Source organism: Mesorhizobium sp. M0870 (genome assembly GCF_040319775.1).
GTDB lineage: Bacteria > Pseudomonadota > Alphaproteobacteria > Rhizobiales > Rhizobiaceae > Mesorhizobium.
This window is the reverse complement of record NZ_JAMYOI010000025.1, coordinates 87,855-111,242: the sequence shown is the minus strand read 5'-3', so window position 1 is coordinate 111,242 and position 23,388 is coordinate 87,855. Positions and strand designations below refer to the sequence as shown.

General features: G+C 61.7%; 26 protein-coding genes. 10 read left to right on the top strand and 16 right to left on the bottom strand.

Annotated features, from left to right (window positions below; genetic code table 11):
- Nucleotides 1-231: 231 nt before the first annotated feature.
- Nucleotides 232-699, bottom strand: a complete 468-nt coding sequence (locus NKH97_RS25595; RefSeq protein WP_023813591.1) for an Lrp/AsnC family transcriptional regulator — start codon at nt 697-699, stop codon at nt 232-234.
- Between the two features lie 138 nt (nt 700-837).
- Here NKH97_RS25595 and hppD point away from each other — a divergent pair, with 138 nt between their 5' ends.
- From hppD to NKH97_RS25580, 3 genes are all read left to right on the top strand, one after another.
- Entirely contained in the window at nt 838-1,950 is a 1,113-nt protein-coding gene (gene hppD, locus NKH97_RS25590; RefSeq protein ID WP_023813590.1) for a 4-hydroxyphenylpyruvate dioxygenase, read from the top strand.
- A gap of 68 nt (nt 1,951-2,018) precedes the next feature.
- Complete coding sequence (locus NKH97_RS25585; protein WP_023813589.1) at nt 2,019-2,243, top strand: type II toxin-antitoxin system Phd/YefM family antitoxin; 225 nt, start codon at nt 2,019-2,021, stop codon at nt 2,241-2,243.
- Nucleotides 2,240-2,617, top strand: coding sequence for a type II toxin-antitoxin system VapC family toxin (locus NKH97_RS25580; RefSeq protein WP_023813588.1), 378 nt, complete (start codon nt 2,240-2,242; stop codon nt 2,615-2,617). Before NKH97_RS25585 ends, NKH97_RS25580 begins: the two co-directional genes overlap by 4 nt.
- Before the next feature lie 18 nt (nt 2,618-2,635).
- Here NKH97_RS25580 and NKH97_RS25575 read toward each other — a convergent pair whose 3' ends face one another.
- The 5 genes from NKH97_RS25575 to hmgA are packed head-to-tail and all read right to left on the bottom strand — an operon-like array spanning nt 2,636 to nt 6,691.
- The gene (locus tag NKH97_RS25575) at nt 2,636-3,172 is read right to left on the bottom strand and encodes a DinB family protein (RefSeq protein ID WP_023813587.1); all 537 of its coding nucleotides are present in this window, start codon (nt 3,170-3,172) and stop codon (nt 2,636-2,638) included.
- A 4-nt stretch (nt 3,173-3,176) separates the two neighbouring features.
- The gene (locus NKH97_RS25570; RefSeq protein WP_023813586.1) at nt 3,177-3,464 is read right to left on the bottom strand and encodes a hypothetical protein; all 288 of its coding nucleotides are present in this window, start codon (nt 3,462-3,464) and stop codon (nt 3,177-3,179) included.
- Nucleotides 3,465-3,468: 4 nt separating this feature from the next.
- Entirely contained in the window at nt 3,469-4,482 is a 1,014-nt protein-coding gene (locus NKH97_RS25565) for a fumarylacetoacetate hydrolase family protein (RefSeq protein WP_352775895.1), read from the bottom strand.
- The gene (locus NKH97_RS25560; protein ID WP_352775942.1) at nt 4,479-5,366 is read right to left on the bottom strand and encodes an MBL fold metallo-hydrolase; all 888 of its coding nucleotides are present in this window, start codon (nt 5,364-5,366) and stop codon (nt 4,479-4,481) included. Before NKH97_RS25560 ends, NKH97_RS25565 begins: the two co-directional genes overlap by 4 nt.
- An 11-nt stretch (nt 5,367-5,377) precedes the next feature.
- Entirely contained in the window at nt 5,378-6,691 is a 1,314-nt protein-coding gene (hmgA, locus tag NKH97_RS25555) for a homogentisate 1,2-dioxygenase (RefSeq protein ID WP_352611659.1), read from the bottom strand.
- An 87-nt stretch (nt 6,692-6,778) separates the two neighbouring features.
- Between hmgA and NKH97_RS25550 the strand changes: the two genes are divergently transcribed.
- The gene (locus tag NKH97_RS25550; protein ID WP_352611658.1) at nt 6,779-7,246 is read left to right on the top strand and encodes a MarR family winged helix-turn-helix transcriptional regulator; all 468 of its coding nucleotides are present in this window, start codon (nt 6,779-6,781) and stop codon (nt 7,244-7,246) included.
- 154 nt (nt 7,247-7,400) lie between these two features.
- Nucleotides 7,401-7,907 carry a DUF2380 domain-containing protein gene (locus NKH97_RS25545; RefSeq protein WP_352678555.1) on the top strand — a complete coding sequence of 169 codons (507 nt, stop codon included), beginning with the start codon at nt 7,401-7,403 and terminating at the stop codon, nt 7,905-7,907.
- Nucleotides 7,908-7,915: 8 nt separating this feature from the next.
- Here the strand turns inward: NKH97_RS25545 and tdh are convergent, their stop codons facing one another.
- Entirely contained in the window at nt 7,916-8,950 is a 1,035-nt protein-coding gene (gene tdh / locus NKH97_RS25540; protein ID WP_352678558.1) for an L-threonine 3-dehydrogenase, read from the bottom strand.
- Nucleotides 8,951-9,002: 52 nt separating this feature from the next.
- Nucleotides 9,003-10,190, bottom strand: a complete 1,188-nt coding sequence (locus tag NKH97_RS25535) for a glycine C-acetyltransferase (protein ID WP_352611657.1) — start codon at nt 10,188-10,190, stop codon at nt 9,003-9,005.
- A 332-nt stretch (nt 10,191-10,522) separates the two neighbouring features.
- On the opposite strand from NKH97_RS25535, the gene NKH97_RS25530 reads away from it, so the two are divergent.
- Entirely contained in the window at nt 10,523-12,589 is a 2,067-nt protein-coding gene (locus NKH97_RS25530) for a putative bifunctional diguanylate cyclase/phosphodiesterase (RefSeq protein WP_352611656.1), read from the top strand.
- A 133-nt stretch (nt 12,590-12,722) separates the two neighbouring features.
- Nucleotides 12,723-13,286 (top strand): polysaccharide deacetylase family protein, encoded by a 564-nt coding sequence (locus tag NKH97_RS25525; protein ID WP_352799042.1) that lies wholly within the window; start codon nt 12,723-12,725, stop codon nt 13,284-13,286.
- A gap of 112 nt (nt 13,287-13,398) precedes the next feature.
- On the opposite strand, the gene NKH97_RS25520 is transcribed toward NKH97_RS25525, so the two are convergent.
- The 3 genes from NKH97_RS25520 to NKH97_RS25510 all read right to left on the bottom strand — a co-directional run bounded on the left by NKH97_RS25520 (nt 13,399) and on the right by NKH97_RS25510 (nt 14,602).
- Entirely contained in the window at nt 13,399-13,848 is a 450-nt protein-coding gene (locus NKH97_RS25520; RefSeq protein ID WP_023813577.1) for a type II toxin-antitoxin system VapC family toxin, read from the bottom strand.
- 8 nt (nt 13,849-13,856) lie between these two features.
- Entirely contained in the window at nt 13,857-14,099 is a 243-nt protein-coding gene (locus tag NKH97_RS25515) for a type II toxin-antitoxin system Phd/YefM family antitoxin (protein WP_352799041.1), read from the bottom strand.
- Nucleotides 14,100-14,176: 77 nt separating this feature from the next.
- A complete protein-coding gene (locus tag NKH97_RS25510) occupies nt 14,177-14,602 on the bottom strand; it encodes a MarR family winged helix-turn-helix transcriptional regulator (RefSeq protein WP_128305073.1) in 426 nt (141 codons plus the stop codon).
- A gap of 115 nt (nt 14,603-14,717) precedes the next feature.
- On the opposite strand from NKH97_RS25510, the gene NKH97_RS25505 reads away from it, so the two are divergent.
- Nucleotides 14,718-15,125: a hypothetical protein gene (locus tag NKH97_RS25505; protein ID WP_127258021.1), complete on the top strand. Its 408-nt coding sequence runs from the start codon at nt 14,718-14,720 to the stop codon at nt 15,123-15,125.
- A gap of 144 nt (nt 15,126-15,269) precedes the next feature.
- On the opposite strand, the gene NKH97_RS25500 is transcribed toward NKH97_RS25505, so the two are convergent.
- On the bottom strand, nt 15,270-17,315 hold the full coding sequence (locus tag NKH97_RS25500) for an NADH:flavin oxidoreductase (RefSeq protein ID WP_023813573.1): 2,046 nt from the start codon (nt 17,313-17,315) through the stop codon (nt 15,270-15,272).
- A gap of 101 nt (nt 17,316-17,416) precedes the next feature.
- On the opposite strand from NKH97_RS25500, the gene queF reads away from it, so the two are divergent.
- Nucleotides 17,417-17,878: a preQ(1) synthase gene (queF, locus tag NKH97_RS25495; protein ID WP_010915503.1), complete on the top strand. Its 462-nt coding sequence runs from the start codon at nt 17,417-17,419 to the stop codon at nt 17,876-17,878.
- Nucleotides 17,879-17,887: 9 nt separating this feature from the next.
- On the opposite strand, the gene NKH97_RS25490 is transcribed toward queF, so the two are convergent.
- The 4 genes from NKH97_RS25490 to NKH97_RS25475 form a co-directional block, all read right to left on the bottom strand.
- Nucleotides 17,888-18,487, bottom strand: coding sequence for a hypothetical protein (locus tag NKH97_RS25490; RefSeq protein ID WP_023813572.1), 600 nt, complete (start codon nt 18,485-18,487; stop codon nt 17,888-17,890).
- 4 nt (nt 18,488-18,491) lie between these two features.
- On the bottom strand, nt 18,492-18,971 hold the full coding sequence (locus NKH97_RS25485) for a DUF3828 domain-containing protein (protein WP_023813571.1): 480 nt from the start codon (nt 18,969-18,971) through the stop codon (nt 18,492-18,494).
- A 96-nt stretch (nt 18,972-19,067) separates the two neighbouring features.
- Nucleotides 19,068-20,717: an ABC transporter substrate-binding protein gene (locus tag NKH97_RS25480; RefSeq protein ID WP_023813570.1), complete on the bottom strand. Its 1,650-nt coding sequence runs from the start codon at nt 20,715-20,717 to the stop codon at nt 19,068-19,070.
- A 41-nt stretch (nt 20,718-20,758) separates the two neighbouring features.
- Complete coding sequence (locus tag NKH97_RS25475; protein ID WP_013532332.1) at nt 20,759-22,309, bottom strand: trimethylamine methyltransferase family protein; 1,551 nt, start codon at nt 22,307-22,309, stop codon at nt 20,759-20,761.
- 90 nt (nt 22,310-22,399) lie between these two features.
- On the opposite strand from NKH97_RS25475, the gene NKH97_RS25470 reads away from it, so the two are divergent.
- On the top strand, nt 22,400-23,302 hold the full coding sequence (locus NKH97_RS25470) for a LysR substrate-binding domain-containing protein (protein ID WP_127288978.1): 903 nt from the start codon (nt 22,400-22,402) through the stop codon (nt 23,300-23,302).
- Nucleotides 23,303-23,388: the final 86 nt, after the last annotated feature.

Sequence of the window (23,388 nt, the reverse complement as noted above, 5' to 3'; positions counted from 1 at the left end):
TCTGCAGACGATAAGTGACAAAACTGTTCGCGATGTCCTCGCACACCTGTTCGCGATGTCTCCGGTCCAAACAGGGGGGAGATCGGCAGCTTCGCCGCCAAAGCTCTTCCTGCAACGTTGGCGATTGGCGAAGGGATTCGCGACATCCAATCTCCCCCCTTGCGGGGGAGATGTCCGGCAGGACAGAGGGGGGTGCTGCCCCTCCGACGTATCAACTGAAATCCGTTCTGCCTAAATCGGTAACGCACCCGTCTCCTTCAGCGTTTCCAGCACGATCGCCGTCTTCACATGCTGCACGGATTCGTGCGGCAAGAGCACGCCGTTGACGAATTCCGACAGCGACTTCAAATCGGGCGTCACCACTTTCAATATATAATCCATCTCGCCGGTCAGCGCGTGCGCTTCCTGCACCTCGGGCAGCCGCGCCACCAGTTCACCGAAGCGCCGCGCATTGTCGTGATTGTGCGTGGCGAGTGTGACCGAGATGACGTTGACCAGCGAAAAACCGAGTTTGTCGCGGTCGAGCACCGCCCGATAGCCCTTGATAAAGCCATCCTCCTCGAGCCGCTGGCGGCGGCGCGAGCATTGCGACGCCGACAGGTTCACCCGCTCCGAAAGATCGTTGTTGGTCAGCCGCGCATCGCCCTGCAAAAGCGCCATTATCTTGCGGTCGAACTGATCAATCCGCGTCTCATCCATGGCTTTTTCTCTTATCATGCACGCTTCACGCATGACATCATCATTTCAAGCGTTTGAATGCAAGCACCGTGCGCCTCCTCCGCGTTATGATCGTGTCAAATGGCCTTTTCAGGCCAGGCCAGCTTTCGGAGGAATATGATGGGTCCCTTCCCGCACGACGCCCCGCCCGCCAAGATCAGCAAGGACAACCCGGCCGGCACCGACGGCTTCGAGTTTGTCGAATTCGCGCATACGGAGCCGCGGAAGCTCCCCGAATTGTTCAGCCGCATGGGCTATGTCGCGGTGGCCAAGCACCGCACCAAGGACATCACGGTCTGGCGCCAGGGCGACATCAACTATGTCGTCAATGCCGAGCCTGGCTCGCACGCGATGAAGTTCGTCGACAGGCATGGGCCTTGTGCTGCCTCGATGGCCTGGCGGGTTGTCGATGCCAAGCACGCTTTCGATCACGCCGTTGCCAAGGGCGCCACGCCTTACGAAGGCGCCGACAAGGCGCTCGACGTGCCGGCAATCGTCGGCATTGGCGGCTCGCTGCTCTATTTCATCGAGACCTATGGCAAGAAGGGTTCGGCGTATGATGCCGAGTTCGAGTGGCTGGGCGAGCGCGACCCGCGGCCGCAAGGCGTCGGCTTCTACTATCTCGATCACCTGACCCACAATGTCTACCGCGGCCAGATGGACACATGGTGGGATTTCTACCGCAATCTGTTCGGCTTCAAGCAGATCCATTTCTTCGACATCGACGGCAAGATCACCGGCCTGGTCAGCCGCGCCATCACCTCGCCCTGCGGCAAGATCCGCATTCCGCTCAACGAGTCCAAGGACGAGACCAGCCAGATCGCCGAATACCTGAAGAAGTACAATGGCGAGGGCATCCAGCACATCGCTGTCGGCACCGACGAGATCTACGCCGCCACCGACAGGTTGGCCGAGAACGGCCTGAAGTTCATGCCCGGCCCTCCGGAGACCTACTACGACATGTCGTATGACCGCGTGAATGGCCATGACGAACCGATCGAGCGGATGAAGAAGCACGGTATCCTGATCGACGGCGAAGGCGTCGTCGACGGCGGCACGACCAAGATCCTGCTGCAGATCTTTTCGAAGACCGTGATCGGCCCGATCTTTTTCGAGTTCATCCAGCGCAAGGGCGACGAAGGTTTTGGCGAGGGCAACTTCCGCGCGCTGTTCGAATCCATCGAGCAGGACCAGATCAAGCGCGGGGTGATCAAGGTTCAGGCTGCGGAGTAGTAGATTCGAACCGGGCTTCTTGCGGCGCGACCAATTATGACCTAAATTATGGTCATAAGGATCGCGCTATGAATGTTTCCATCGCCGAGGCCAAGGCCAAATTGTCGGAACTCGTCAGCCGCGCGGAAGCCGGCGAGGAGATCGTTCTCACACGCCACGGCAAGGTGGCCGCGCGCATCGTACCGCCGGCAGCGGCCGAACCACTGCCGCGTATTGGCGCCTTGAAGGGCAAGATTTGGATTGCGGACGATTTTGATGAACTCGGTCCCGAATGGGACGAGTACGTGAAATGACGGTCGGCCCGTTTCTCGCCGACACGCATATCATCCTGTGGTCGATTTCAGACGATCCACGTCTCAGCCAGCACCACCGCGCTATCTTGGCTTCGGAAGCGGTGGTGTTCGCGAGCGCGGCAAGCGTCTGGGAAATTGCCATCAAACGCTCAATCGGAAAACTCAACGCGCCGGACGATCTGCCAACGCTGCTTCCCAGAATGCAATTTCAGCCACTTGCCGTCACTTTGCAGCATGCGAACGCCGTCAGCAGCCTACCCCACCATCATGGTGATCCATTCGACAGACTGCTGATCGCGCAGGCGCAAGTAGAGAACCTGACCATCTTGACATCCGACCCGCATTTCGCCCGTTACGGTGTCGCTGTGGCATGATCGGCCAAGCAATTGGTCTCACAAACCCAGCCGCTCAACCTCCACTTGTCTCAGCTTCAAATCATAATCGAGCAAGAACTCGTCCAATTGCGGCGGCTTGACCGACGTGCCCGAAAGCATTGCGTGCACCTGGCCGCGGTGATGGATGTCGTGCAGAAAGACATGGGCGAGGATATCGCCGATGCGCTCGGGGATCATGCCGTCCTCGCGCCGGTCGGTGATGACGCGGCGATCGAGATCGTCGGCCGACAGCCTATCGCAAAAGGCGATCAGCCGCCGGTCGGCTGCGACCTGCGCGGCAAACAACGCCGCCGGCTCGTCGAGGGGCACGAAGTCGTCATGGGCGGCAGCACCGAGACCACCCTCTTCGAGAAAATCGAGATAGAGAAGATCGACCGCAAGGATGTGGTTGAGCGTTGCCTTGATCGACGGAAAGAAGCTGGTGCGTTCGGCCTCGAACTCACCGGGCTGGAGGGACAGCACCGCGCGGTAGAGCCGGTCGTTCGACCACAGATTGTTGCCGGCCATACGGCGCAGATGGTCGAGCAGGTTCACGAGATCATCCCCCTGCCCGCACCAGATGCAAGCCTGCCCCCATGATCGCGAATCCGGCAAGAACGATCAGCAGCAGCCCGTTCATGCGCCGACGCATGGCTTGCGTCTCCTCATCCCGCGCGACTTTCATGTTGGTGATGGTGTGGAACATCATCGCCTTGCGCGGAAAGCCGCCGCGGTTGGTCAGGTCAGGCGAGCGCGCCTCGATGCGGTAACTCAGCCGGATCGCCTGGATGAAGACCGCCAGTATAGCGAGTGCCCAGACACCGGCCAGCAGATAGACCCCGGTCATGCCCTTACCTCTCGTATTTCTCGACCTTCTGCTCGATGGCGCCGAATATCGAATGCCCGGTCTTGTTCTTCATCTCGATGCGCACCGTGTCGCCGAAGCGCAGGAACGGCGTTTTGGGTTCGCCTGACACAATGGTCTCGATCATGCGCAATTCGGCGATGCAGGAATAGCCGGCGCCGCCGGCCGAGACAGGCTTGCCCGGCCCGCCGTCGAGCTTGTTGGAGACGGTGCCGGAACCGATGATCGTGCCGGCGGCTAATGGCCGTGTCCTTGCCGCGTGAACGATCAGCGCCGGAAAGTCGAAGGTCATGTCGACACCGGCATTGGCGCGGCCGAACGGCTTGCCGTTGAGATCGGCAAGCAGCGGCAGGCTGACCTTGCCGCCGTCCCAGGCGTCACCCAGTTCGTCCGGCGTCACCGCGACCGGCGAAAACGCCGAGGACGGCTTTGACTGGAAAAAACCAAACCCCTTCGCCAGTTCCGGTCCGGTGAGCGCGCGCAGCGTGACGTCATTGACCAGCATGACCAGCCGGATCGCAGCGCGCGCTTCTTCGAGAGTGGCGCCCATCGGCACGTCGTCGACAATGACGGCGACCTCGCCCTCCATGTCGATGCCGAAGCCTTCGTCAGCCATGCGGATCGGGTCACGTGGCGGAATGAAGGCGTCCGAGCCGCCCTGGTAGATCAGCGGGTCGGTCCAGAAGCTTGCCGGCATCTCGGCGCCGCGCGCTTTGCGCACCAGTTCGACATGATTCACGTAAGCCGAGCCGTCGGTCCATTGATAGGCGCGCGGCAGCGGCGAGTGGGCGTCATGCTCGTGGAAGCGCTCCGCCGGCACCGCATTGTTCTCAAGCGATTCCGCTATTGTCGCGAGATGCGGGGCGATGCGGCGCCAGTCGTCGAGCGCCGCCTGCAGCGTGCGCACCAGGAACGAGGCGTCGGTGAAGCGTGTCAAGTCGCGCGAGACGACGACGAGTTTTCCGTCGCGCGTCCCGTCCTTCAATGTGGCAAGCTTCATGCAGTTTCCTCTCCTTGTGCAGCTTTCTCGCTGCTTAACTCCACAACAAGGCCGTCGCGGGCGATCGTCAAGTCGCCGGCCCATGTTTTCCTGACAGCGTCAGTCCAGTCGGCCTCGCCGATCCCGGGATCGTCGGCTGGAATGAGGTGATTGAGCACCAGTCTCTTCACCCCGGCATCGCTGGCGATGCTGCCGGCCTCTTCGGCAAAGCTGTGGCTGGCAAGCAGATGCTCTTTCAGCCGCGCGCCATTGCCGGTCCTGGCCACCAGCCGCTCGATGCCTTCCTCCAGCATGGCTTCATGGACGAGGATATCCGCACTCCGGGCGAATTCGGCGAGCGGCGGAAAGAAGGCCGTGTCAGCGGAGAACACCACGCTTTTCCCGCCGTGTTCGAAGCGCAGGGCAAAACAGTCGGTCACCGGCGGATGCTCGACGCGCAGCGCCGAAACCGTCAAGCCGCCCTGCTCGAGCACCTGGCCTTCGCCGAATTCGACGATCGAAACCAGGTCTCGAATATCCGGCCGGCCCTCGTCGACGACGCGGATTTCGATGTCGAAGTCCATCGCCTGGCAAAAGCGCTGCCAATAATGATCCGTGCCGGGCGGACCGAACACGTGGACCGGCGCCGCCAGACCCGCCGTCCAGGCGGTGTGGATCAGCGGCCCCAGTTCCAGCACGTGATCGGAATGCAGATGGGTGATGAAGATCAGGTCGAGCGATTTCAGGCTGATGCCGGCATCGACGAGACCCCGCGTGACGCCAAGGCCGCAATCGACGACGATGCAGCGGCCGCCCATCCGCAGCACCGACGAGCTCGGCCATGGACCACCCGGCCGCAATGCCGGGCCACCCTTCGAGCCCAAAAGCACCAACCGATCCGGCATTGGCTCGGTGCTCAAGACCAGTCGCCCTCGGGCGTGCCGTTGAAACGCTTCTTGAGGTCCGCCCAGCAATCGATGTAGTTGTCCTGCCGGGTTTCGAGTTCCGCGCCGTAGCGGGTCAGCATCTGCGGGTATCGGGTCTCGAACATGAACGCCATGGTGTTGTCGAGCTTGACCGGTTTCAGGTCCGCGCGCGAGGCCTTTTCGAAGCCAGGCGCATCCGGCCCATGGGCCAGCATCAGATTGTGCAGGCTGATGCCGCCGGGCACAAAGCCTTCTTCCTTGGCGTCGTACTGGCCATGGATCAGGCCCATGAACTCGCTCATGATGTTGCGGTGGTACCAGGGCGGCCGGAAGGTATCTTCGGCCACCAGCCAGCGCGGCGGGAAGATGACGAAGTCGATATTGGCCGTGCCCTCCTCGCCGCTCGGTGCGGTCAGCACCGTGAAGATGGACGGGTCGGGATGGTCGAACAGCAGCGCTCCGACCGGCGAAAAAGTCGCCAGATCATATTTGTAGGGCGCGTAATTGCCGTGCCAGGCAACGACGTCCAGCGGCGAATGGCCGATCTCGGTGACATGGAAATTGCCGCACCATTTCACCGTCAGCCGGCACGGCGTTTCCTTCTCCTCGAACCAGGCGCAAGGCGTCTTGAAATCGCGCGGATTGGCCAGGCAATTGGCGCCGATCGGGCCACGGTCGGGCAGCGTCAGCTTGGCGCCGTAGTTCTCGCAGACATAGCCGCGCACTTCCTTGTCGCCCAGCTCGACCTTGAAGACCAGACCGCGTGGCAGCACGGCAATCTCGCCGGGCCGAAGCTCTATGACGCCCATCTCGGTGACCAAGCGCAAGGCGCCGACCTGCGGCACGACCAGCAATTCACCGTCGGCGTTGAAGAAATGGTCGTCGACCATCGAGGTGTTGGCGACATAGACATGCGCTGCCATGCCCGCCTGACCGAGCACGTCGCCTGATGTGGTGATGCTGCGCATGCCCTTGATAAAATCGGTCGGCTCCTTCGGCATCGGCACCGGATTCCAGCGGTACTGGCCAAGCGCCAGTTCGTGATCACCGACATTGGGCGCGCTCTTCCACAAGGGATAGCTCGCCGGCTTGAAGCGGCCGGTGTGCTTCACACTTGGCCGGATGCGGTAGAGCCAGGAGCGCTCATTGGTGCCGCGCGGCGCGGTGAAGGGCGAGCCCGAAAGCTGCTCGGCGTAGAGGCCGTAGGCCGGCCGCTGCGGGGAATTCCGTCCTTGCGGCAGCGAACCGGGCAGCGTCTCGGTTTCGAAGTCGTTGCCGAAGCCCGGCATATAGGAAAAGGCCATTGCTTCCTCCCGAAATGGATATCAATTGACCAAACTGGTTTCATTTGTAACCATTGAAAATGTAACCATCAATGGCGACTTTGAAAAATGGTGATCAAGAGCGAAGCGTCCGACGCGCCTGAAATTCTCAATCTGGAAAATTTCCTGCCCTACCGGCTGCACCGGCTTGCCGAGGCCGTCAGCCGGGAATTCTCGAGGATATACAAGGATCGTCACGGCCTCACGCGTCCCGAATGGCGCACGCTGGCCGGGCTCGGACAGCGTGGCACGATGACGGCGACGGCGCTGGGCGAACAGTCGGCCATGCACAAGACAAAGGTTTCGCGCGCTGTCGCCGAACTCGAACGGCGTCGCTGGCTGACGCGAAAACCGGACGAAAAAGACCGCCGTATCGAACATTTGACGCTGACCGGAACGGGGCTTGCCGCCTATCGCGAGATGGTGCCGCTGGCGAAGGCGTTCGAACGGGATTTGCTGGCAAGACTAAGTGCTGAAGAGCGCGCGGCGATCACCAGCGGACTGGCTGCATTGGAGACCAGTCTGGTCCCGAGCTAGTCCAAGATCAAGCCAATCACTCTGAACGACAGAGTTCGAGCGAGACTGCGTGGGAGCTCCCACCACAGCCAAAGCATAGCATTGCCTTCGATTTGATCGTGATTTGCGTTGTCAGGCCGCGTATAATGCCCATCACACCGACGGGAGGACTACGATGAGCATTCGCACATTAAGTGTCCTGGTGACGCTGCTTGTAGGCACCTGCACATTTGCGCAGGCCCAGCAGACAAAGCCGATGTCGATCGAAGTGTTCCCTTTCGAATTGGAGGATAAGAGCGCCGGGGCGGGAATAATTCCCCCGGATGAATATGACAGGCGCTATCTGTCGGAATCGGCACAAGTTGCGAGGGACATGCTCTCCCAGTCTGGGGGTTTTACAGTAATTGATGTGCCGGCGAGGGATACACAGGCTGCTGCGCCGCACGGATTGCGCAACTGCGCTGGTTGTGAAGGCCCGATTGCCAAGGAGCACGGCGCGTCGCTTGCCTTGCTTGGCGTCGTAACGCGCGTCAACCGAACAGAACATACTATGTTCATTCGCATCCTTGACGCCGAAACCGGGAGACATGTTTCGGAGGGGTTTACCGATCTTCGCATGGGTGCGAACCACGCGTGGCCCCGCTCCGTGAAATGGCTGATGAAAAACAGAATTCTGCGGTAGGGCGGCATCTACCAGTCCATCACCACCTTGCCGGAACTGCCGCTGCGCATCGCATCGAAGCCGGCTTGGAAATCGTCGATGCCGATGCGGTGCGTGATCAGGCCGGAGACATCCAGCGGGCCCTGCACAAGCGCGATCATCTTGTACCAGGTTTCGAACATCTCGCGGCCGTAGATGCCCTTGAGATGCAGCATCTTGAAGATGACCTTGTTCCAGTCGATCTCGAAGCCGGTCGGCGCGATGCCCAGAATGGCGATCTTGCCGCCATTGTTCATGGTGTCGATCATGTCGCGGAAAGCGGGGGCGGCGCCCGACATTTCGAGGCCGACGTCGAACCCCTCGGTCATGCCAAGCGCCGGCATGACGTCGCGCAGCTTTTCCTTCGAGGCGTCGACGACATGCTGGACGCCGAGTTTCTTGGCCAGCGCCAGCCGCACCGGGTTGATGTCGGTGATGACCACTTTGCGCGCGCCGACGCATTGCGCGACGAGCGCGCCCATGATGCCGATCGGCCCGGCGCCGGTCACCAGCACATCCTCGCCGACCAGATCAAAGGACAATGCGGTGTGAACGGCATTGCCCAGGGGATCGAAGATGGCGGCGATCTCGTCGGGCACATCATCGGGGATCGGCACGACATTGTGCTGCGGGATCGCCAGATACTCGCCGAAAGCGCCCGGACGGTTGACCCCGACGCCGAGCGTGTTGCGGCACAGATGCCCCCTGCCCGCCCGGCAGTTGCGGCAATGGCCGCAGACGATGTGGCCTTCGCCCGACACGCGCTTGCCAACCTTGTATTCGGTGACCGCAGCGCCGAAATCGGCAACGGTGCCGACGAATTCATGGCCGGTGACCATCGGCACCGGCACCGTCTTCTGCGCCCACTGGTCCCAATTGTAGATATGCACGTCGGTGCCGCAGATCGCCGTCTTCTTGATCTTGATCAGCACGTCGTTGGGGCCGATCTCCGGCACCGGCACCTCTTCCATCCAGATGCCTGGCTCGGCCTTGGCCTTCACCAGCGCCTTCATCATGTTCGACATGCTTTTGTCCCTTGAATCTCTTGATCCGGAAGCGCTTTTCGATTCCGGCCTTTCAGGAAATGACCCCGAGTTCGCGCCCGACGGCGGCAAACGCTTCCACCGCGCGGTCGATATCGGCGCTGGAATGGGCCGCCGACATCTGCGTGCGGATGCGGGCCTGCCCTTTCGGCACCACCGGGAAGGAGAAGCCGATGACATAGATGCCGCGCTTCAGCATGCGCGCCGCCATCTCCTGCGCCAGGCTGGCATCACCCAGCATCACCGGGATGATCGGATGATCGGCTCCGGCCAGCGTGAAGCCGAGTTTGCCCATCTGCGACCGGAAGCGCGCCGCATTGTCGTAGAGTTTGTCGCGCAGCCCATCGCCGTCTTTGATCAGTTCGAACACTTTGATCGAAGCGCCGGCGATCGCCGGCATCAGCGTGTTGGAGAACAGATACGGCCGTGAGCGCTGGCGCAGCCAGTCGACCACCTGGCCTTTGCCCGAGGTGTAGCCACCGGAGGCCCCGCCAAGCGCCTTGCCGAGCGTGCCGGTGACGATGTCGACCCTGCCCTCGACGCCGCAATGTTCGGCCGAGCCGCGGCCGTTCTGGCCGACGAAGCCGACGGCATGGCTGTCGTCGACCATCACCATGGCGTCGTATTTCTCGGCGAGGTCGCAGACACCCCTGAGATTGGCGATGATGCCATCCATCGAAAACACGCCGTCGGTGGCGATCAACCGGAAGCGGCAGTCTTTCGCCTCCTTCAGGCGCGCCTCGAGATCGGCCATATCGTTGTTGGCGTAGCGGAAACGTTTGGCCTTAGACAGCCTCACGCCATCGATGATCGAGGCATGATTCAAGGCATCCGAGATAATGGCGTCTTCCTCGCCCAGCAGCGTCTCGAACAGGCCGCCATTGGCATCGAAACAGGAGCCGTAGAGGATGGTGTCTTCCATGCCGAGGAAAGAGGAAATCGTGGATTCGAGCTGCTTGTGCTCTTCCTGCGTGCCGCAGATAAAGCGCACCGATGCCATGCCGTAGCCATAGCGGTCGAGCGCCTGCTTGGCAGCATTGCGCAAATCGGCGCTATCGGCGAGGCCGAGATAGTTGTTGGCACAGAAATTCAGCACCTTGTCGCCGCCGACCTCGATCTCGGCCGACTGCGTCGAAGTGATCAACCGCTCCGACTTGTAGAGGCCTGCCGATTTGAGCCCCGCGAGCTCGCTGTCGATGTGGGAGAGGAATGCTGCGGTCATGGTCGGCCTCGTTTGATGTGGGCTGACTGTCGTCTCGTCCGCGCGAAAAATCCATCGCAAAAACGACCGGATCGGTGGCAGGCAGCACGATGCGGCCCCGATGTCGATCATCATGCAGCCGCGGAAACGACGCCGCGACAAACGGTTCTGGCCGATGACCGCTCAAATGCCGGTACGGCGCTAAACGAGCCGATAACCATTTCGCGATCTTTCGACAGCTGCCCCTTTCCGGGCAGCCGTCGATTTCCGGTCCTGTTAACGTTTGCAGTTCAATGGTGCTCATACAAGAATCTTTTGGCAAGAATCCGTAGGCGAGAGGGCCGCCCCCGAAAATGTCGCAGCAGCCGGTGCAAACCGTTTCAGGCAAGCTCATACTGCTGATCAAGGCTGGCTATTGGCTGGCCCTGCTGATCATTGCGGCCATGGTGATCGCCTCCTTCATCCTGCTGCAGCAGATGATGGCCACCCAACAGCACAATCACAACTTGCTCGACATCGTCAGCACGCAAAAGACGCTGTCGCAGCGCATCGTCTTCCTTGCCGGTGCAACGGGTGCCGGTTCACGCGACAAGCAGCCGGCGCTGGTCAGCGCGCTCAAGCAGGCAACGGCGGAGTTCGAGACGAACTACGACCTGCTGCTCGATCAGACGGGAGCCGATCCGCAATCGCCGGCCAAGCTCGACCCGAAGTCGATCGAAAGCGTCCTTTTCGCCAAGCCCTTCCACCTCGACTATTTCTCGGTCGGGCTGATCGCCAATGGCGACCGCCTGATCTCGGCCTATGAATCGCAATTCAGCGGCAATGGCGGTTACAAGGGCGGCGGCGAGCGCGTCAATCTCGACGCCTCTGTCGCCAATGCGACCTTGTCGGGCTATGCCGCGCTCGGCCAGCGCATCACTGCCGACGCCGACGACCGCTCCGAGAAGCTGCTCGCTCTCCATCGCACGCTGTTCTACGCCACAATCGGCGTCATCATACTGGTGGCGCTGTTCATCTTTAGGCCGATGTCGAACGCCATCCTGCGCAAGACGAATGAATTGATCGACGCGCGCAATTCCATGGCCTTCATCGCGGTGCATGACGGCCTCACCGGCCTGCACAACCGCACGTTCCTGACCGATCATTTCGACACGCTGATCAAGGGCACGCACCGGCGTCGCGAACGCCTTGCCGTCGTCCAGCTCGATCTCGACCGATTCAAGCAGATCAACGATACGCTCGGCCACGCCGCCGGCGACTATGTGCTGGTCGTCACGGCACAGCGCATGCGCGATTCCTGCCGGGCGTCGGATCTGTGCGTGCGCCTGGGCGGCGACGAGTTCGTCATGATCCTCGGCGGCGCCGGCGGCACCGAAGACATCAATATGCTGGCGCGGCGCATCCTGGCACACATCAACGAGCCGATCGTCTTCCAGGGCACGACCATTCTCCCAGGCGCCAGCGCCGGCATCGCGGTCTATCCGATCGACGCCGACAATGCTGGGGATTTGCTGGTCCATGCCGATCTGGCGCTTTACTCCGCCAAGAAGCTTGGTGGCGGCAACTTCTCCTTCTTCTCCGAGGAGCTGCGCCGCGAACTCGACTATCGCAAGCAGCTCGAGCACGACATCAAGGTCGCCATCGCCGAGCGGGCGTTCCAGGTCTATTTCCAGCCGCAGGTATCGCTGACCAACGGCACGATCAGCGGCATCGAGGCGCTGGTGCGCTGGAACCATGCGGAGCGCGGCATGATCCCGCCCGGCGAGTTCATTCCGGTCGCCGAGAAATGCGGCTTCATGCCCGAGATCGGCCGCATCGTCATCACCAAGGCGATCAACGAGGCCGCCGAATGGAATCGCGCCGGCATTGCCTTCGGACGGCTTGCCGTCAATGTTTCCGGCACCGAGCTGCGCGAGCACGACTTCGATGTGTTTTTGTTCGAGACGCTGGAAAAGGCCGGGCTGCCGCCGCAGAAACTGTCGCTGGAAATCGTCGAATCCGTCATCCTCGATGACGAAAAGACGGGCATCGCGGCCAAGCTGCGGCACATCCGGGCAGCCGGCGTCCATCTTGAACTCGATGATTTCGGCACCGGCTATGCTTCGCTCAGCCATGTCAACCCGAACGAGATCGACCGGCTGAAGATCGATCGCCGCTTCGTCCAGAACATCCATGAGAATGGCGACAACTCGAAGATCGTCCGCGCCATCACCGAGCTGGCGCGTGGCCTTGGCATCTCGATCGTCGCAGAGGGCGCCGAAACCGAGGCCGAGCTCAATTCGCTGATGGCGATCGGCTGCGACCAGGTGCAGGGCTACTCCATCGCCTTCCCGATGCCGCACGACAAGGCGCTGGAATGGCTGACCGCCCGCATGCCCAAGAAGGCCAAGCTGACGGTGCTGCAAGGAAGCCTGGCATAGGTTTGCCTTTTTGTTTGTGCATGTCGTTATCCCAAAACCGCTGCGCACTTTTGGGCGACATGCACCGGCTCGCCTTGACAAGCCGTTGTGGACATGGCGGCCTTGTCGTGATCGCAACCGGATATCGGGGCCGATGACACCGTTTCGGTTTGTGCTGGCGGCGCTTTTGATTTTTGCGGTTCCCGCCCAAGGGGCCGATCGCATAATCTATCTTACCTTCGACGATGGGCCGCTGAACGGCACAAGCAACATCCTCGATGTGCTGGAAGCCGAGCAGGTTCCTGCAACCCTATTCATGGTCGGCATGCACGCACAGGCTAGCGCCGCCAACAGAGCGCTCGTCCAGCGTGCCAGGCAGCTTCCTTTGGTGACGCTCGGCAACCACAGCTACAGCCATGCTTACAATCACTACCGGCATTTTTACGGCGACACCGAGGGTGTCGTCGCCGACATGGTACGGGCAAACGCGGTGCTCGGGTTGAAGCCCCTGGTGCATGCAAGACTGCCGGGGCGCGACGTGTTCAGGCTGCCCTCCATGTCGAAGAACGACACTTCGCTTGGCCTCGCCCAGGAGGGGCGTGAAGAGCCCGATTACGAGTTTGTCGCGGCCTCAGGCTTCTATCTCTACGGCTGGGACCATGAATGGGTGCACAAGGACAACGGCGAGCCGGTGCAGAGCGTCGATCCGGCAAGCTGATCCTGCTGATGCATGACGAGATGTTCCAGAACGCGTTCGACGGCAAGACGAAGCTGACAAACCTGATCACCGCTCTGAAGCTGCGCCATTACACTTTTGGGACAATCCAGGGCTACGACGACTGAGCCGGCAAAGACGGCAAGCTCTTCAGCGGATTGAGCATTGGCACACCAAGTGGCGCGAAATGACGCTCGTTGTCCGTCAGTATCGTTAAACCATGAACCTCGGCAGTGGCAGCGATCGCTATGTCTTCAAATCCAGGCCGGTGCGCCCTCGCCCGATCCAGGATTAGTCCGGCAGCATGCGCGGCGCGCAAATCGAAGGGAAGCACTCTTTCTCCATAAAGGTGCTGAACCGCTTGCCACCAGCCGCGCAGCGAGTTCGCCTTTGTTGTCGCACCCTCACGTTCGGCCTTCGCTATTCCAGCGGCAACTTCGGATGCGGTGACAACGGACAGGAACAGATGGTTGCTCGCCTGGTCGAGCCAAGTCGCCAATGCATGCCGATCCGCTTTCTTGGACGGCGCCATTGCCGAGATGATATTGGTATCCAGCAGAAACATCGACCGCGTTACAACGCGACCTTGCGAGCCAGTTTGCGGGAACGAGGCGGAATATCGCCAAGGTCACCAGGGAAGGCCGCCAACAATTGTCCAAAACTTGGCACGCGCGAAAGCCTTTCATAGTCTTCGAAAGACAGAATGACAGCCTGCTTGCGCCCGTGACGGGTGATGACGGCAGGCGTCCCGGCGACGGCTTGATCGACCACCGCTGAAAGTGTTGCCTTGGCATCCTTCAACTGAATCTCGCGCATAGCTTGCTCCAAAATGACTAGAGTGGTCATATAGCAGAGCAACTCGGATCAAACAAGGCCTGTCGATCCCCCCAAGATCATCCCACATTCGCCCGCAACACGGCCAGCACCTGCGCGAACTCCGCCAGCCGCTCGTCGGACAGTCCGACCCGCAGCCGCTTGTCAAAGGAAAGCGCAGCCTTACGCAATGTCTCGAACATCGCTTCTCCGGCCGCGGTCAGTTCGACCAGATGAACCCGGCGGTTGACGGGATCACGGCGGCGCGTCAGCAGGCCCTGCGCCTCCATCGCGTTGAGATGGTGGGTCAACGTCGCGCCTTGGATGCCGATCATGCCGGCGAGTTCACGCTGATTGGCAAGCTTGCTCGACTTGACCGACAGCAGAGTGAGCCAGACCGGCAGCGTGCCACCGGCCTCGACCAGGGCAGCGTCGAAGGCCTGGGCAACCAGCTTGGCGGTTCGTCCGAGATTCATGCCGACTGGCGGGCGTTCGAAGGGTGTCATTGCAGGACACTAGACGGTGTCATGCACGGATGGAACTGGCGCGACTTATACATTGACATCTAACCATTTGATATCTAATTACCGAGAGATGGCGGGCTAAAGAGGAAATCCGGTTATGCAATATGTCTACATCGTCGTTATCGGCCTTCATGTCATGGCAGGTGTATTCTGGGCGGGTACGACGATCGCGGTCGGCCGTGACCCGGACATCCGGGCGGAACGGTTCTTCCGGCCGCAAATGGGCGCTGCCGGTCTGGTTTTCCTGACCGGCATACTGCTCTGGTATTTCTTTCACGAGGGCGTTTTCGGCTCGATGGAGAAGGTGCTGGCGCTGGGCATCGTGACGGCCCTGATCGCCGCCGGCGTGCAAGGCGCGCTGGTGGGCTCAGCCAGCAGGCAGCTTGCCGGTGCCGATGCGGCAACGGAAAGCCAGTTGCGCGCGAAGATGACAAGAGGCGAGCGCATCGCAGGGGGGCTGCTGGTGCTGACCGTGCTGTGCATGGCCACGGCCAGAATGTTTTGAGCGCCGCCCACGCAGCACAAGCTCACAGAATCGTACGTTGTCTGGCGACGAGCCAATGACGTGCGGGCGCGCGGCCAGACCGAAGTATACGGGCTCTCGTACGCAGGTCCGACCGCGCGCCACCGATCCTCGCAATAGCTAATTTCAGATACGCAAGCCGAACCTGATGCCGTCATAGATGGCGGCGTGGATGTTGCGCGAGGCGACCGCGTCGCCGATGCGGAACAGCACGAAGCCGCCTTCTGGATTGCGCTTGGGAAAGATGTCGCCACCACTCACCAGCCGTTCGTAGTCGACCGCACCGCCATTCTTCGACAGAGGCTTTAGCGATAGGTAGAGATCATCGAGCGGCAGCGTACCGTGCTCGACCACCACCTGGTCGACCCTGCGCTCGCCGCGCCAGCCATCGGCGAAATCCGAAGCCAGCTCTGCGATCAGTTGATTGCCCTCGCGCCGCACCGAACGCAGCCGCGTGTTGATGGTGATGGTGACGCCCTTTTCCTGAAAGGCCCTGATATAGGGCACATGGTTCATGCCGCCCATTTCCGGGGCAAAGAAACGCTCCGGCGATACAAGCTCGAGTTTCGAGCCGGCATTGGCGATCAGTTCGGCGGCGCCCATGCCCTGATGGCCGCCATTGTCGTCATAGAGCAGCACATTTTCGGCCGGCTTGACGCTGCTGGCCATGATGTCCCAACTCGAGGTGACAAGGTTGTCGCCGGCCGTCAGCGGCGGGTTCTGCGGCAGGCCGCCGGTAGCGACCACCACCACATCGGGCGACAGCGCCAGGACATCGTCTTTTTCCGCCCAAGTGTCGTAGCGGATCTCGACGCCGAGCCGGTCGAGTTCAGCCAGCCGCCAGTCGATGATACCGATCAGTTCCTTGCGGCGCGGGTTCTGCGTCGCCAATCGCACCTGGCCGCCGGCCTGGCTCGATGCTTCAAGCACCATCACCTTGTGGCCGCGCTCGGCCGCGACCCGCGCAACCTCCAGCCCGCCGGCGCCGGCTCCGACGACCACGATTTTCTGCTTCGGTCCTTCGGTCTTGACGATGATATGCGGGATTTCGGCCTCGCGGCCGGTCGCGGCATTGTGGACGCAAAGCGCTTCGCCGCCCTCATAGATGCGGTCGAGACAATAGGTGGCGCCCACGCACGGGCGGATCTCATGCTCGCGCCCCTCCATCACCTTTTTGATGATGTGCGGATCGGCGATATGGGCGCGGGTCATGCCGACCATGTCGAGCTTGCCGGTGGCGATGGCGTGGCGTGCGGTGGCCACGTCGGATATGCGCGCCGCGTGGAAGGTCGGGAATTTCGTCGCCGCCCTCACCTCTCCGGCGAAATCAAGATGCGGCGAAGAGCGCATGCCGGTTACCGGGATGACCTTGGTCAGCGCCGCATCGCTCTCGATCGAGCCACGAATGATGTTGAGGAAATCGACCTTGCCGGAGCCCGCCAGCCGCCTGGCGATTTCGATCCCCTCCGCCTTCGACAGGCCTTTTTCGAAATCTTCGTCGGCGACCATGCGGATGCCGACGACGAATTTGTCGCCGACAGCTGCCCGCACGGCATCGAGCACCATGTTGGTGAAGCGCAGGCGATTGTCCAGCGAGCCGCCGAATTCGTCGTCGCGATGATTGGTGGCCGGCGACCAGAAGCCGTCCATCAGATGGCCGTAGGATTCGAACTCGATGCCGTCGAGGCCGGCGGCCTCGCAGCGCTGGGCGGCTGAAGCATAGTCGGCGACGATGCGCTCGATGTCCCAGTCCTCGATCGTCTTCGGGAATGCGCGATGCGCCGGCTCACGCACCGGCGAGGCCGAGAGCACCGGCAGCCAGTCGGCCTTGTTCCAGCCGGTACGGCGGCCGAGATGGGTGATCTGGATCATCACCTTGCAGTCGTGCTCGTGGCAGGCGTCGGCGAGCTCGGCCAGCCACGGCACGATCCTGTCGTCATAGACATGCAGATTGCCGAAGGCGGCCGGGCTGTCGCGCGAGACGATCGCCGAGCCGGCGGTCATGGTCAGCGCCATGCCGCCCTTGGCCTTCTCTGCATGGTAGAGCCGGTAGCGCTGTTTCGGCATGCCGTCCTCGGAATAGGCCGGCTCATGGCTGGTCGACATGACCCGGTTCTTCAGCGTCAAATGTTTGAGCTGGTAGGGCTGGAGAAGCGGATCGTTGCTGGTCATCGTCTTCCTGCGGTTTCAAATTGTGCTAATGAGCGGCAAAATTCGTTTTCAAGCATGTCGTCCCGCACGCACTCCGGGCGCATGCGACAAGGATTGCGCCCATGATCGACACCAAAACTCTCACCCAGCTCGGCGCGCACGTCGAGACGCCACAAAGCCCCGAAGCAGCGGTCCTGGAGACCGTACCGTTTTCGCGTGGTGACGGACCGCCGGCGATCGTGCGCTTCACCTGTCCGGAATTCACCTCGCTGTGCCCCGTCACCGGCCAGCCGGACTTCGCCCATATCGTCATCGACTACGCACCCGATGCGGCTCTGGTGGAATCGAAGTCGCTCAAGCTGTTCATGACCTCGTTTCGCAACCATGGCGCCTTCCATGAAGACTGCACCGTCATGATCGGCCGCCGCATCGTGGCGGCAACCAAGCCGCTGTGGTTGCGCATAGGCGGCTATTGGTATCCACGCGGCGGCATTCCGATCGATGTGTTCTGGCAAACGGGCGCTCCGCCCGAAGGCGCCTGGCTGCCCGACACCGGGGTGGCGCCCTATCGCGGGCGGGGTTGAGCTCGCCCATCATTCGCACTGATATTGGCTGAGTGCCCATTCGCCGGTCACCGACAGCAGGTCCGATATCTTCCAGTCGCCGTCGACCCTCTTGAATTTCCATTCCAGCCGGTGCGGGTTGCCCGATATGACGAAGGCGACGATGACCTTGGCCTGGTCGCCGTTGATCGCCTCGAGCGTCTTCAGGCTCTTGTCGATCTCGGCCTTGTCGTAATCGGCATTATCGAGCGCCATGTTGGGGTCGAGGCACTCGCCCTGCCCGGATTTGCGCAAGGCGTCGCTCTTGTCGAGCACGGTTTTGGCCGGGTCGATGAAATGGCTTCGCTCGGCTGGATCGATCTCCAGCCCGACCTGATCGTAAAACGGCCGCACCACAGCGGTCGGCGAGCCCGGCTGGATCGGTGCGGCCGGCGCGGCTTCGGCTGGCGACCATCCAACAGGCGGCGTTGCCGGTTCCACTCCGGTTCCGGGTGCATTTGCGGGCGGAGCCCCGCTGTCGCCCGGCGCGGCGTCAGCCGGCGGCGCACCCAACAGGCCTTGCGCGGCGGCGCCGCTCAGAGCCGCCAGCAGACACACACCCGACAGGGCCAGCAACCGGCGATGGGCCATCGCTTCACTCCGGCGTCTGGCCGGCCATGCATTCCAGCGCACTGAGCGTCCAGTCGCTGGTCTTGGAAGCGATGTCCGATATCTTCCACTTGCCGTCGATCTTCTTGAGCGACCAGAGCATTTCACGTTTGGAATCATCGCCCTCGGAGAACAGGCTGAAGGATACCGTGACCTGTGCGTTATCGCCATCCAGCTTCTCAGACAGTTTCAGCGTTTTCGAGACGGTTTTCTGATCGAAATCCTGGGCGTCGAGACCAGGATCGAAATCGATGCAGGCGACCTGGTCCGGGTTCTTCTTCGTTGCCTGGTCGTTCAACTCGAACAGTTTCGTCACCGGTTCGGTGAACCGGTCCCGATATTGTTCGTCGGCCTCGAACTTGACCGCCGGGACATAGAAGAACTTCACCGCATCGGACGCCGGTCCGGCGACGGCGGCGGCCGGCAGGGCTATCGAAAGGGCGGCAACGAGCACTGTCAGTCTCATGCAGAATCTCCGGCTTTTGATGGCTTGAGCCTATCAATACCACGTATCCTGCATATCGGCTTTTTTGCGGCTCATGAAGTCCTGCAGCGCCTTGTTTCAGCCGTCCAGCCAGACGTTCTGAAGGTCCATCTCGAATGTCTGGTGGACACCATAGTTCTTCACCTTCTTGTTCTGGTGGCTGTAGAGCTTCTGCCAGAACGGCTGAATAATGACGCCCGAATCCTGCAGGATCTGCTCGACATCCTTCATGACCTCGCGTCGTTTCTCCACGTCGATGAGCGATAGCGCCTGCTTGAGCTTGGCGTCGAAATCGGGGTTGGAATATGCCGATTCATTCCAGGCCTCGCCGGTGCGATAGCCGAGCGCCAGCACCTGGACGCCAAGCGGGCGCATGTACCAGATCGTCATCGAATAGGGATATTTCGTCCAGTCGTTCCAGAAGGTCGAACCCGGCAGCACCGTGCGCTTCACCTTGATCCCGGCATCGCGCAGCTGGCCGGCAATGGCGTCGCCGGTATTCTTCTGCCAATCGTCCTCGATGGTGATCAGCTCATGCTCGAAGTCAGCCTGTCCGGCTTCCGCCATCAGCTTCTTGGCGCCGGCGGCGTCGCGTGTCTTCTTGGGCAGCGGATAGTATTCCGGATGGATCGGGGCAACGTGGTGGTTTTCACCAGGGGTGCCTCGCCCGGCGTAACCAAGTTGGAGGACCGCATTGTTGTCGACGGCCATTTGCAGGGCGTTGCGCACCCGCTTGTCGTCATAGGGCTTGTGGGTAATGTTGGTGCGCGCAACCAGCGTCGTCGCCGTCGCCACCTCCGATTTCACCAGATCCATCTTGTCGAGAATGTCGATGAAGTCGGCGGGCGACTCGAAATTGAGGTCGATCTCACCCGATTCGAACGCGTTAACGGTGGCGTTGAAATCGGTGCCGTAGTCGATGAACTCGACGCTGTCGAGCGGCGCTTCACCACCCCACCATTTGCCATTCTCACGACGCTTGACGACCGCCTTCTGGCCGACATCGTAGGAGACCAGTTCGAACGGTCCCGTGCCGATCGGCTTCTTGATCGGATCGGCACCATCGGCATCGAAGCTGCGATGGACGACGAGCGCCGGATAGTCGGTGAAATTCGGGATCAGTGAAATGTCTGGTTCGCTTAGCTTCAGCTTGACCGTGTTGTCGTCGACCTTGGTGATCGCACCATCCCTGGCCTTGCCGGTCTTTGTGTCGATCAGCGCGCCGACACGGGCGGCCATGGAATTGCCGGCGACATTCTTCTCGCACCAGCGCGTCAGATTGTGAGCGACGTCATCGGCGTTGAAGGCATCGCCGTTGTTCCATGTGATGCCCTTGCGCACATGCAGCACATATTCGGTGGCGTCGTCATTGATATCCCAGCTTTCGAGCAGAACCGGCTCGAAGGTGAACTGCCTGGTATAGCGGACAAGCGGCTCCAGCCAGCAACGCGAAATGTTCGCCAGTTCCACCCAGTCGTAAGTGCGCGGATCCTTCTGTCCCTTCACCGACATCGAGACGCGCAGCGTTCCGCCTTTCTTCGGCTCTTCGGCCAAGGCCCGATCCGGCACGGCAAGACCGATCATGCCATAGGCAAGCGCCGTCGATGCGCCGAAGGCGCTTGCCAGCGCCAGGAACTCGCGCCGGTCGACACGACCCGCGCGTGCTTCGACCGCCATTGCCTCGATAGCGCTCGGCACGCGATCGCCACTGCTTCTGAAGAATGCCATTTTTTCCTCCCGTCTGGTTCCCTTGATCTTGGTTCTTCGCGTCAACTGACGCTGTCCGGCAGCCTCTCCTCGCGCCGCGCGATGAAATCCATCAGGCCATCGGCGATGCCTTCATCGAGCTTCGGCTCCTCGTAATCCGCCAGCATGTTGCGCGCCTTCTCGCGGCCGCGCGTGTCGTGGTCCTTCGCCCCTTCCGCCTTCCACTGTTCGAACGAATTGAAGTCCATGATCGAGGGCATGAAGAAGGCGGATTCGAAATGTTCGAGCGTATGCTGGGTGCCGAGGAAATGGCCCTGCGGTCCCACCTCGCGGATGGCCGCCATGGCTTCCTTGAAATCGTCGAACGGCAGACCGCCGGCATATTTGTACCAGCCGATGAGCTGTTCGCAGTCGGTGGCGAATTTCGAATAGCCGCAGGTCAGGCCGGCCTCGAGCCATCCCGCGGAGTGCCAGATGTAGTTGGCGCCGGCGAGGATGGCGGCATGCATCAGCATGTTCGCCTCGTAACCCGCCTGGGCGTCGTTGAGCTTCGACCCGACATGAAAGCCGGACGTGCGCCACGGCAGCCGGTATTTCCGCGCCAAGGCTCCCATCAGATACATCATCTGCGCCGCCTCGGGCGTGCCGCCCATCGGAGCGCCGGTCTTCATGTCCACCGTGACCATGAACTGCCCGTAGATCTGCGGCGACCCTGGGCGCAGCAGTTGCGTGAAGGCGACGCCCGCCAGCGCTTCCGCATTGACCTGCGCAACCGCGCCCACGGCGGACGCCGAAGTCGAGGCGCCGCACAGTGCGAAGGGTGCGAGGATCAGCGGCTGGTTGCTTCGCGCATAGACCTTCATCGCGTCCAGCATGGTGGCGTCCCACACCAGCGGCGAATTGCAGTTGGTGATCGACACCAGGACCGGATTGTCGCGGACGTAATCCTCGCCGAACACGATGCCTGCCATCGCCATCGTGTCTTCCGCCCGCTCCTTGGACGTGACGATGCCCATGAACGGCTTGTCGGAATGCTTAAGCGCGGAATGGATGATGTGGAGGTGACGCTTCGGTACCGCGATTTCCATCGGCTCGCAAATGACCGAACTCGATGAATGCAGCGCCGGCGCCATGTAGGCGAGCTTGTGGAAATTGTTGAGGTCGGCCAGCGTGCCGTAGCGCCTGTTGTTGTCGAGATCGCGAACATAAGGCGCGCCATACATCGGCACGAAGATGGTATTGTTGCCGCCCACCCGCACCGTACGCTGCGGATTCCTCGCATTGAGCGTGAACTCCGACGGGACCTTCGATACCAGCTCCATCAGCAGGGCCCGGTCGATCCGCACACGAGTTTCCGAGACATCCGCGCCCGCCGCCTTCCACAGCGCGATAGCCTCGTCGTCGCGGAATTCGCATCCCACCTCTTCGAGGATCAGGAGCGACTCCTCGTGGATCAGCTCGACCGCCTCATCGGGGACCATCTGGTAGACGGGGATCTGGCGGACCAGGGTCGGGAACGACGTTACGGGGGCTCCGCGCAGCGCCTTGCGCCCCAGGCGGCCGCCACTGCGGCGGTTGGCATGTTCGGTCACTTCAGGGGCCGGTGCGTTCATGGCAACTCCATTCCACTCATGAAGGAGCCTAGCGCGACAAAATGGTGATGTGACGCTGGAAAATCCTGATCTCTTGTATAAGCTCAGCTTATGCGAAGCCTGCGCCACCTCCTGCCCTCGGCCGGCAGCCTGATCGTCTTCGAGGCGGCCGGGCGGCTTTCGAGCTTCACCGCCGCCGGCCGCGAGCTCGGCATGACGCAGGCCGCCGTCTCCTATGCCGTGCGCGGGCTGGAAGAGCAGCTTGGCGCCAAGCTGTTCCAGCGCCGCCACCGCCAGGTTCTCCTGACCGAGGCCGGCGAGCGCTTCCATGCCGATGTCTCGCTTGGGCTTTCGCATATCCGCAAATCGGCGGAGGATCTACGCCTGCAGGCGACCGGCGGTCATGTCACGCTGGCCGCCTCGACCGCGTTCGGTTCGTTCTGGATGATGCCGCGCCTGCAGCAGTTCCGCGACGAACTGCCGGGCATCGACCTGCGTATCCAGACCGCCGACCGCGACCTCGACATCATCGCCGAAGGCATTCCGCTCGGCGTGCGCGGCGGCGCGCCGCGGGACTGGCCGGACTATCACTCGTTGCCGCTGGCGGACGAGGAGATATTTCCCGTCGCCGGCACCAGCTATGCGGCAAAGTTCGGCCTGCCCAAATCCGCTGCCGAACTGGCCACGCACCGCCTCATCCATCTGGAGGAGCCGTATCGCGAGGCGGCCAGCTGGGACGAATGGTTCCAGTCGGCGGGCGCCAATCTCAGCGATACCGCGCGCGGCCTGCGCATCAACGATTACGGCCTGGTGATTCAGGGCGTCATGGAAGGCCAAGGCATCGCGCTCGGCTGGCGGCACCTCGCCGAGCGGTTGCTGGCGTCGGGCTTGCTGGTGCCGGTGACGGATCATGTGCTGAAGACCGGCAAGGCGTTCTATGTCGTCTGGCCGAAGAACCGGGAACTCAGCGACAACGCCCGCAAGGTGCGAGACTGGCTGGCGGCTCAGGCGTGAGGGGCAGTGCCTCCCTGTCCCTTGGAAGTCGGCGGGACAGCACCCCCCTCTGTCCTGCCGGACATCTCCCCCGCAAGTGGGGAGAT

Coding starts and splice junctions, on each gene's coding strand:
- NKH97_RS25500 (WP_023813573.1), bottom strand. CDS start 17,315: ATGACCAGCAACGATCCGCTTCTCCAGCCCTACCAGCTCAAACATTTG.
- NKH97_RS25475 (WP_013532332.1), bottom strand. CDS start 22,309: ATGAACGCACCGGCCCCTGAAGTGACCGAACATGCCAACCGCCGCAGT.
- NKH97_RS25595 (WP_023813591.1), bottom strand. CDS start 699: ATGGATGAGACGCGGATTGATCAGTTCGACCGCAAGATAATGGCGCTT.
- tdh (WP_352678558.1), bottom strand. CDS start 8,950: ATGTCGAACATGATGAAGGCGCTGGTGAAGGCCAAGGCCGAGCCAGGC.
- NKH97_RS25530 (WP_352611656.1), top strand. CDS start 10,523: ATGTCGCAGCAGCCGGTGCAAACCGTTTCAGGCAAGCTCATACTGCTG.
- NKH97_RS25565 (WP_352775895.1), bottom strand. CDS start 4,482: ATGAAGCTTGCCACATTGAAGGACGGGACGCGCGACGGAAAACTCGTC.
- NKH97_RS25485 (WP_023813571.1), bottom strand. CDS start 18,971: ATGAGACTGACAGTGCTCGTTGCCGCCCTTTCGATAGCCCTGCCGGCC.
- NKH97_RS25515 (WP_352799041.1), bottom strand. CDS start 14,099: ATGCGCGAGATTCAGTTGAAGGATGCCAAGGCAACACTTTCAGCGGTG.
- NKH97_RS25550 (WP_352611658.1), top strand. CDS start 6,779: ATGGTGATCAAGAGCGAAGCGTCCGACGCGCCTGAAATTCTCAATCTG.
- hppD (WP_023813590.1), top strand. CDS start 838: ATGGGTCCCTTCCCGCACGACGCCCCGCCCGCCAAGATCAGCAAGGAC.
- NKH97_RS25560 (WP_352775942.1), bottom strand. CDS start 5,366: ATGCCGGATCGGTTGGTGCTTTTGGGCTCGAAGGGTGGCCCGGCATTG.
- hmgA (WP_352611659.1), bottom strand. CDS start 6,691: ATGGCCTTTTCCTATATGCCGGGCTTCGGCAACGACTTCGAAACCGAG.
- NKH97_RS25545 (WP_352678555.1), top strand. CDS start 7,401: ATGAGCATTCGCACATTAAGTGTCCTGGTGACGCTGCTTGTAGGCACC.
- NKH97_RS25525 (WP_352799042.1), top strand. CDS start 12,723: ATGACACCGTTTCGGTTTGTGCTGGCGGCGCTTTTGATTTTTGCGGTT.
- NKH97_RS25510 (WP_128305073.1), bottom strand. CDS start 14,602: ATGACACCCTTCGAACGCCCGCCAGTCGGCATGAATCTCGGACGAACC.
- NKH97_RS25505 (WP_127258021.1), top strand. CDS start 14,718: ATGCAATATGTCTACATCGTCGTTATCGGCCTTCATGTCATGGCAGGT.
- NKH97_RS25470 (WP_127288978.1), top strand. CDS start 22,400: ATGCGAAGCCTGCGCCACCTCCTGCCCTCGGCCGGCAGCCTGATCGTC.
- NKH97_RS25520 (WP_023813577.1), bottom strand. CDS start 13,848: ATGTTTCTGCTGGATACCAATATCATCTCGGCAATGGCGCCGTCCAAG.
- queF (WP_010915503.1), top strand. CDS start 17,417: ATGATCGACACCAAAACTCTCACCCAGCTCGGCGCGCACGTCGAGACG.
- NKH97_RS25585 (WP_023813589.1), top strand. CDS start 2,019: ATGAATGTTTCCATCGCCGAGGCCAAGGCCAAATTGTCGGAACTCGTC.
- NKH97_RS25535 (WP_352611657.1), bottom strand. CDS start 10,190: ATGACCGCAGCATTCCTCTCCCACATCGACAGCGAGCTCGCGGGGCTC.
- NKH97_RS25490 (WP_023813572.1), bottom strand. CDS start 18,487: ATGGCCCATCGCCGGTTGCTGGCCCTGTCGGGTGTGTGTCTGCTGGCG.
- NKH97_RS25580 (WP_023813588.1), top strand. CDS start 2,240: ATGACGGTCGGCCCGTTTCTCGCCGACACGCATATCATCCTGTGGTCG.
- NKH97_RS25570 (WP_023813586.1), bottom strand. CDS start 3,464: ATGACCGGGGTCTATCTGCTGGCCGGTGTCTGGGCACTCGCTATACTG.
- NKH97_RS25480 (WP_023813570.1), bottom strand. CDS start 20,717: ATGGCATTCTTCAGAAGCAGTGGCGATCGCGTGCCGAGCGCTATCGAG.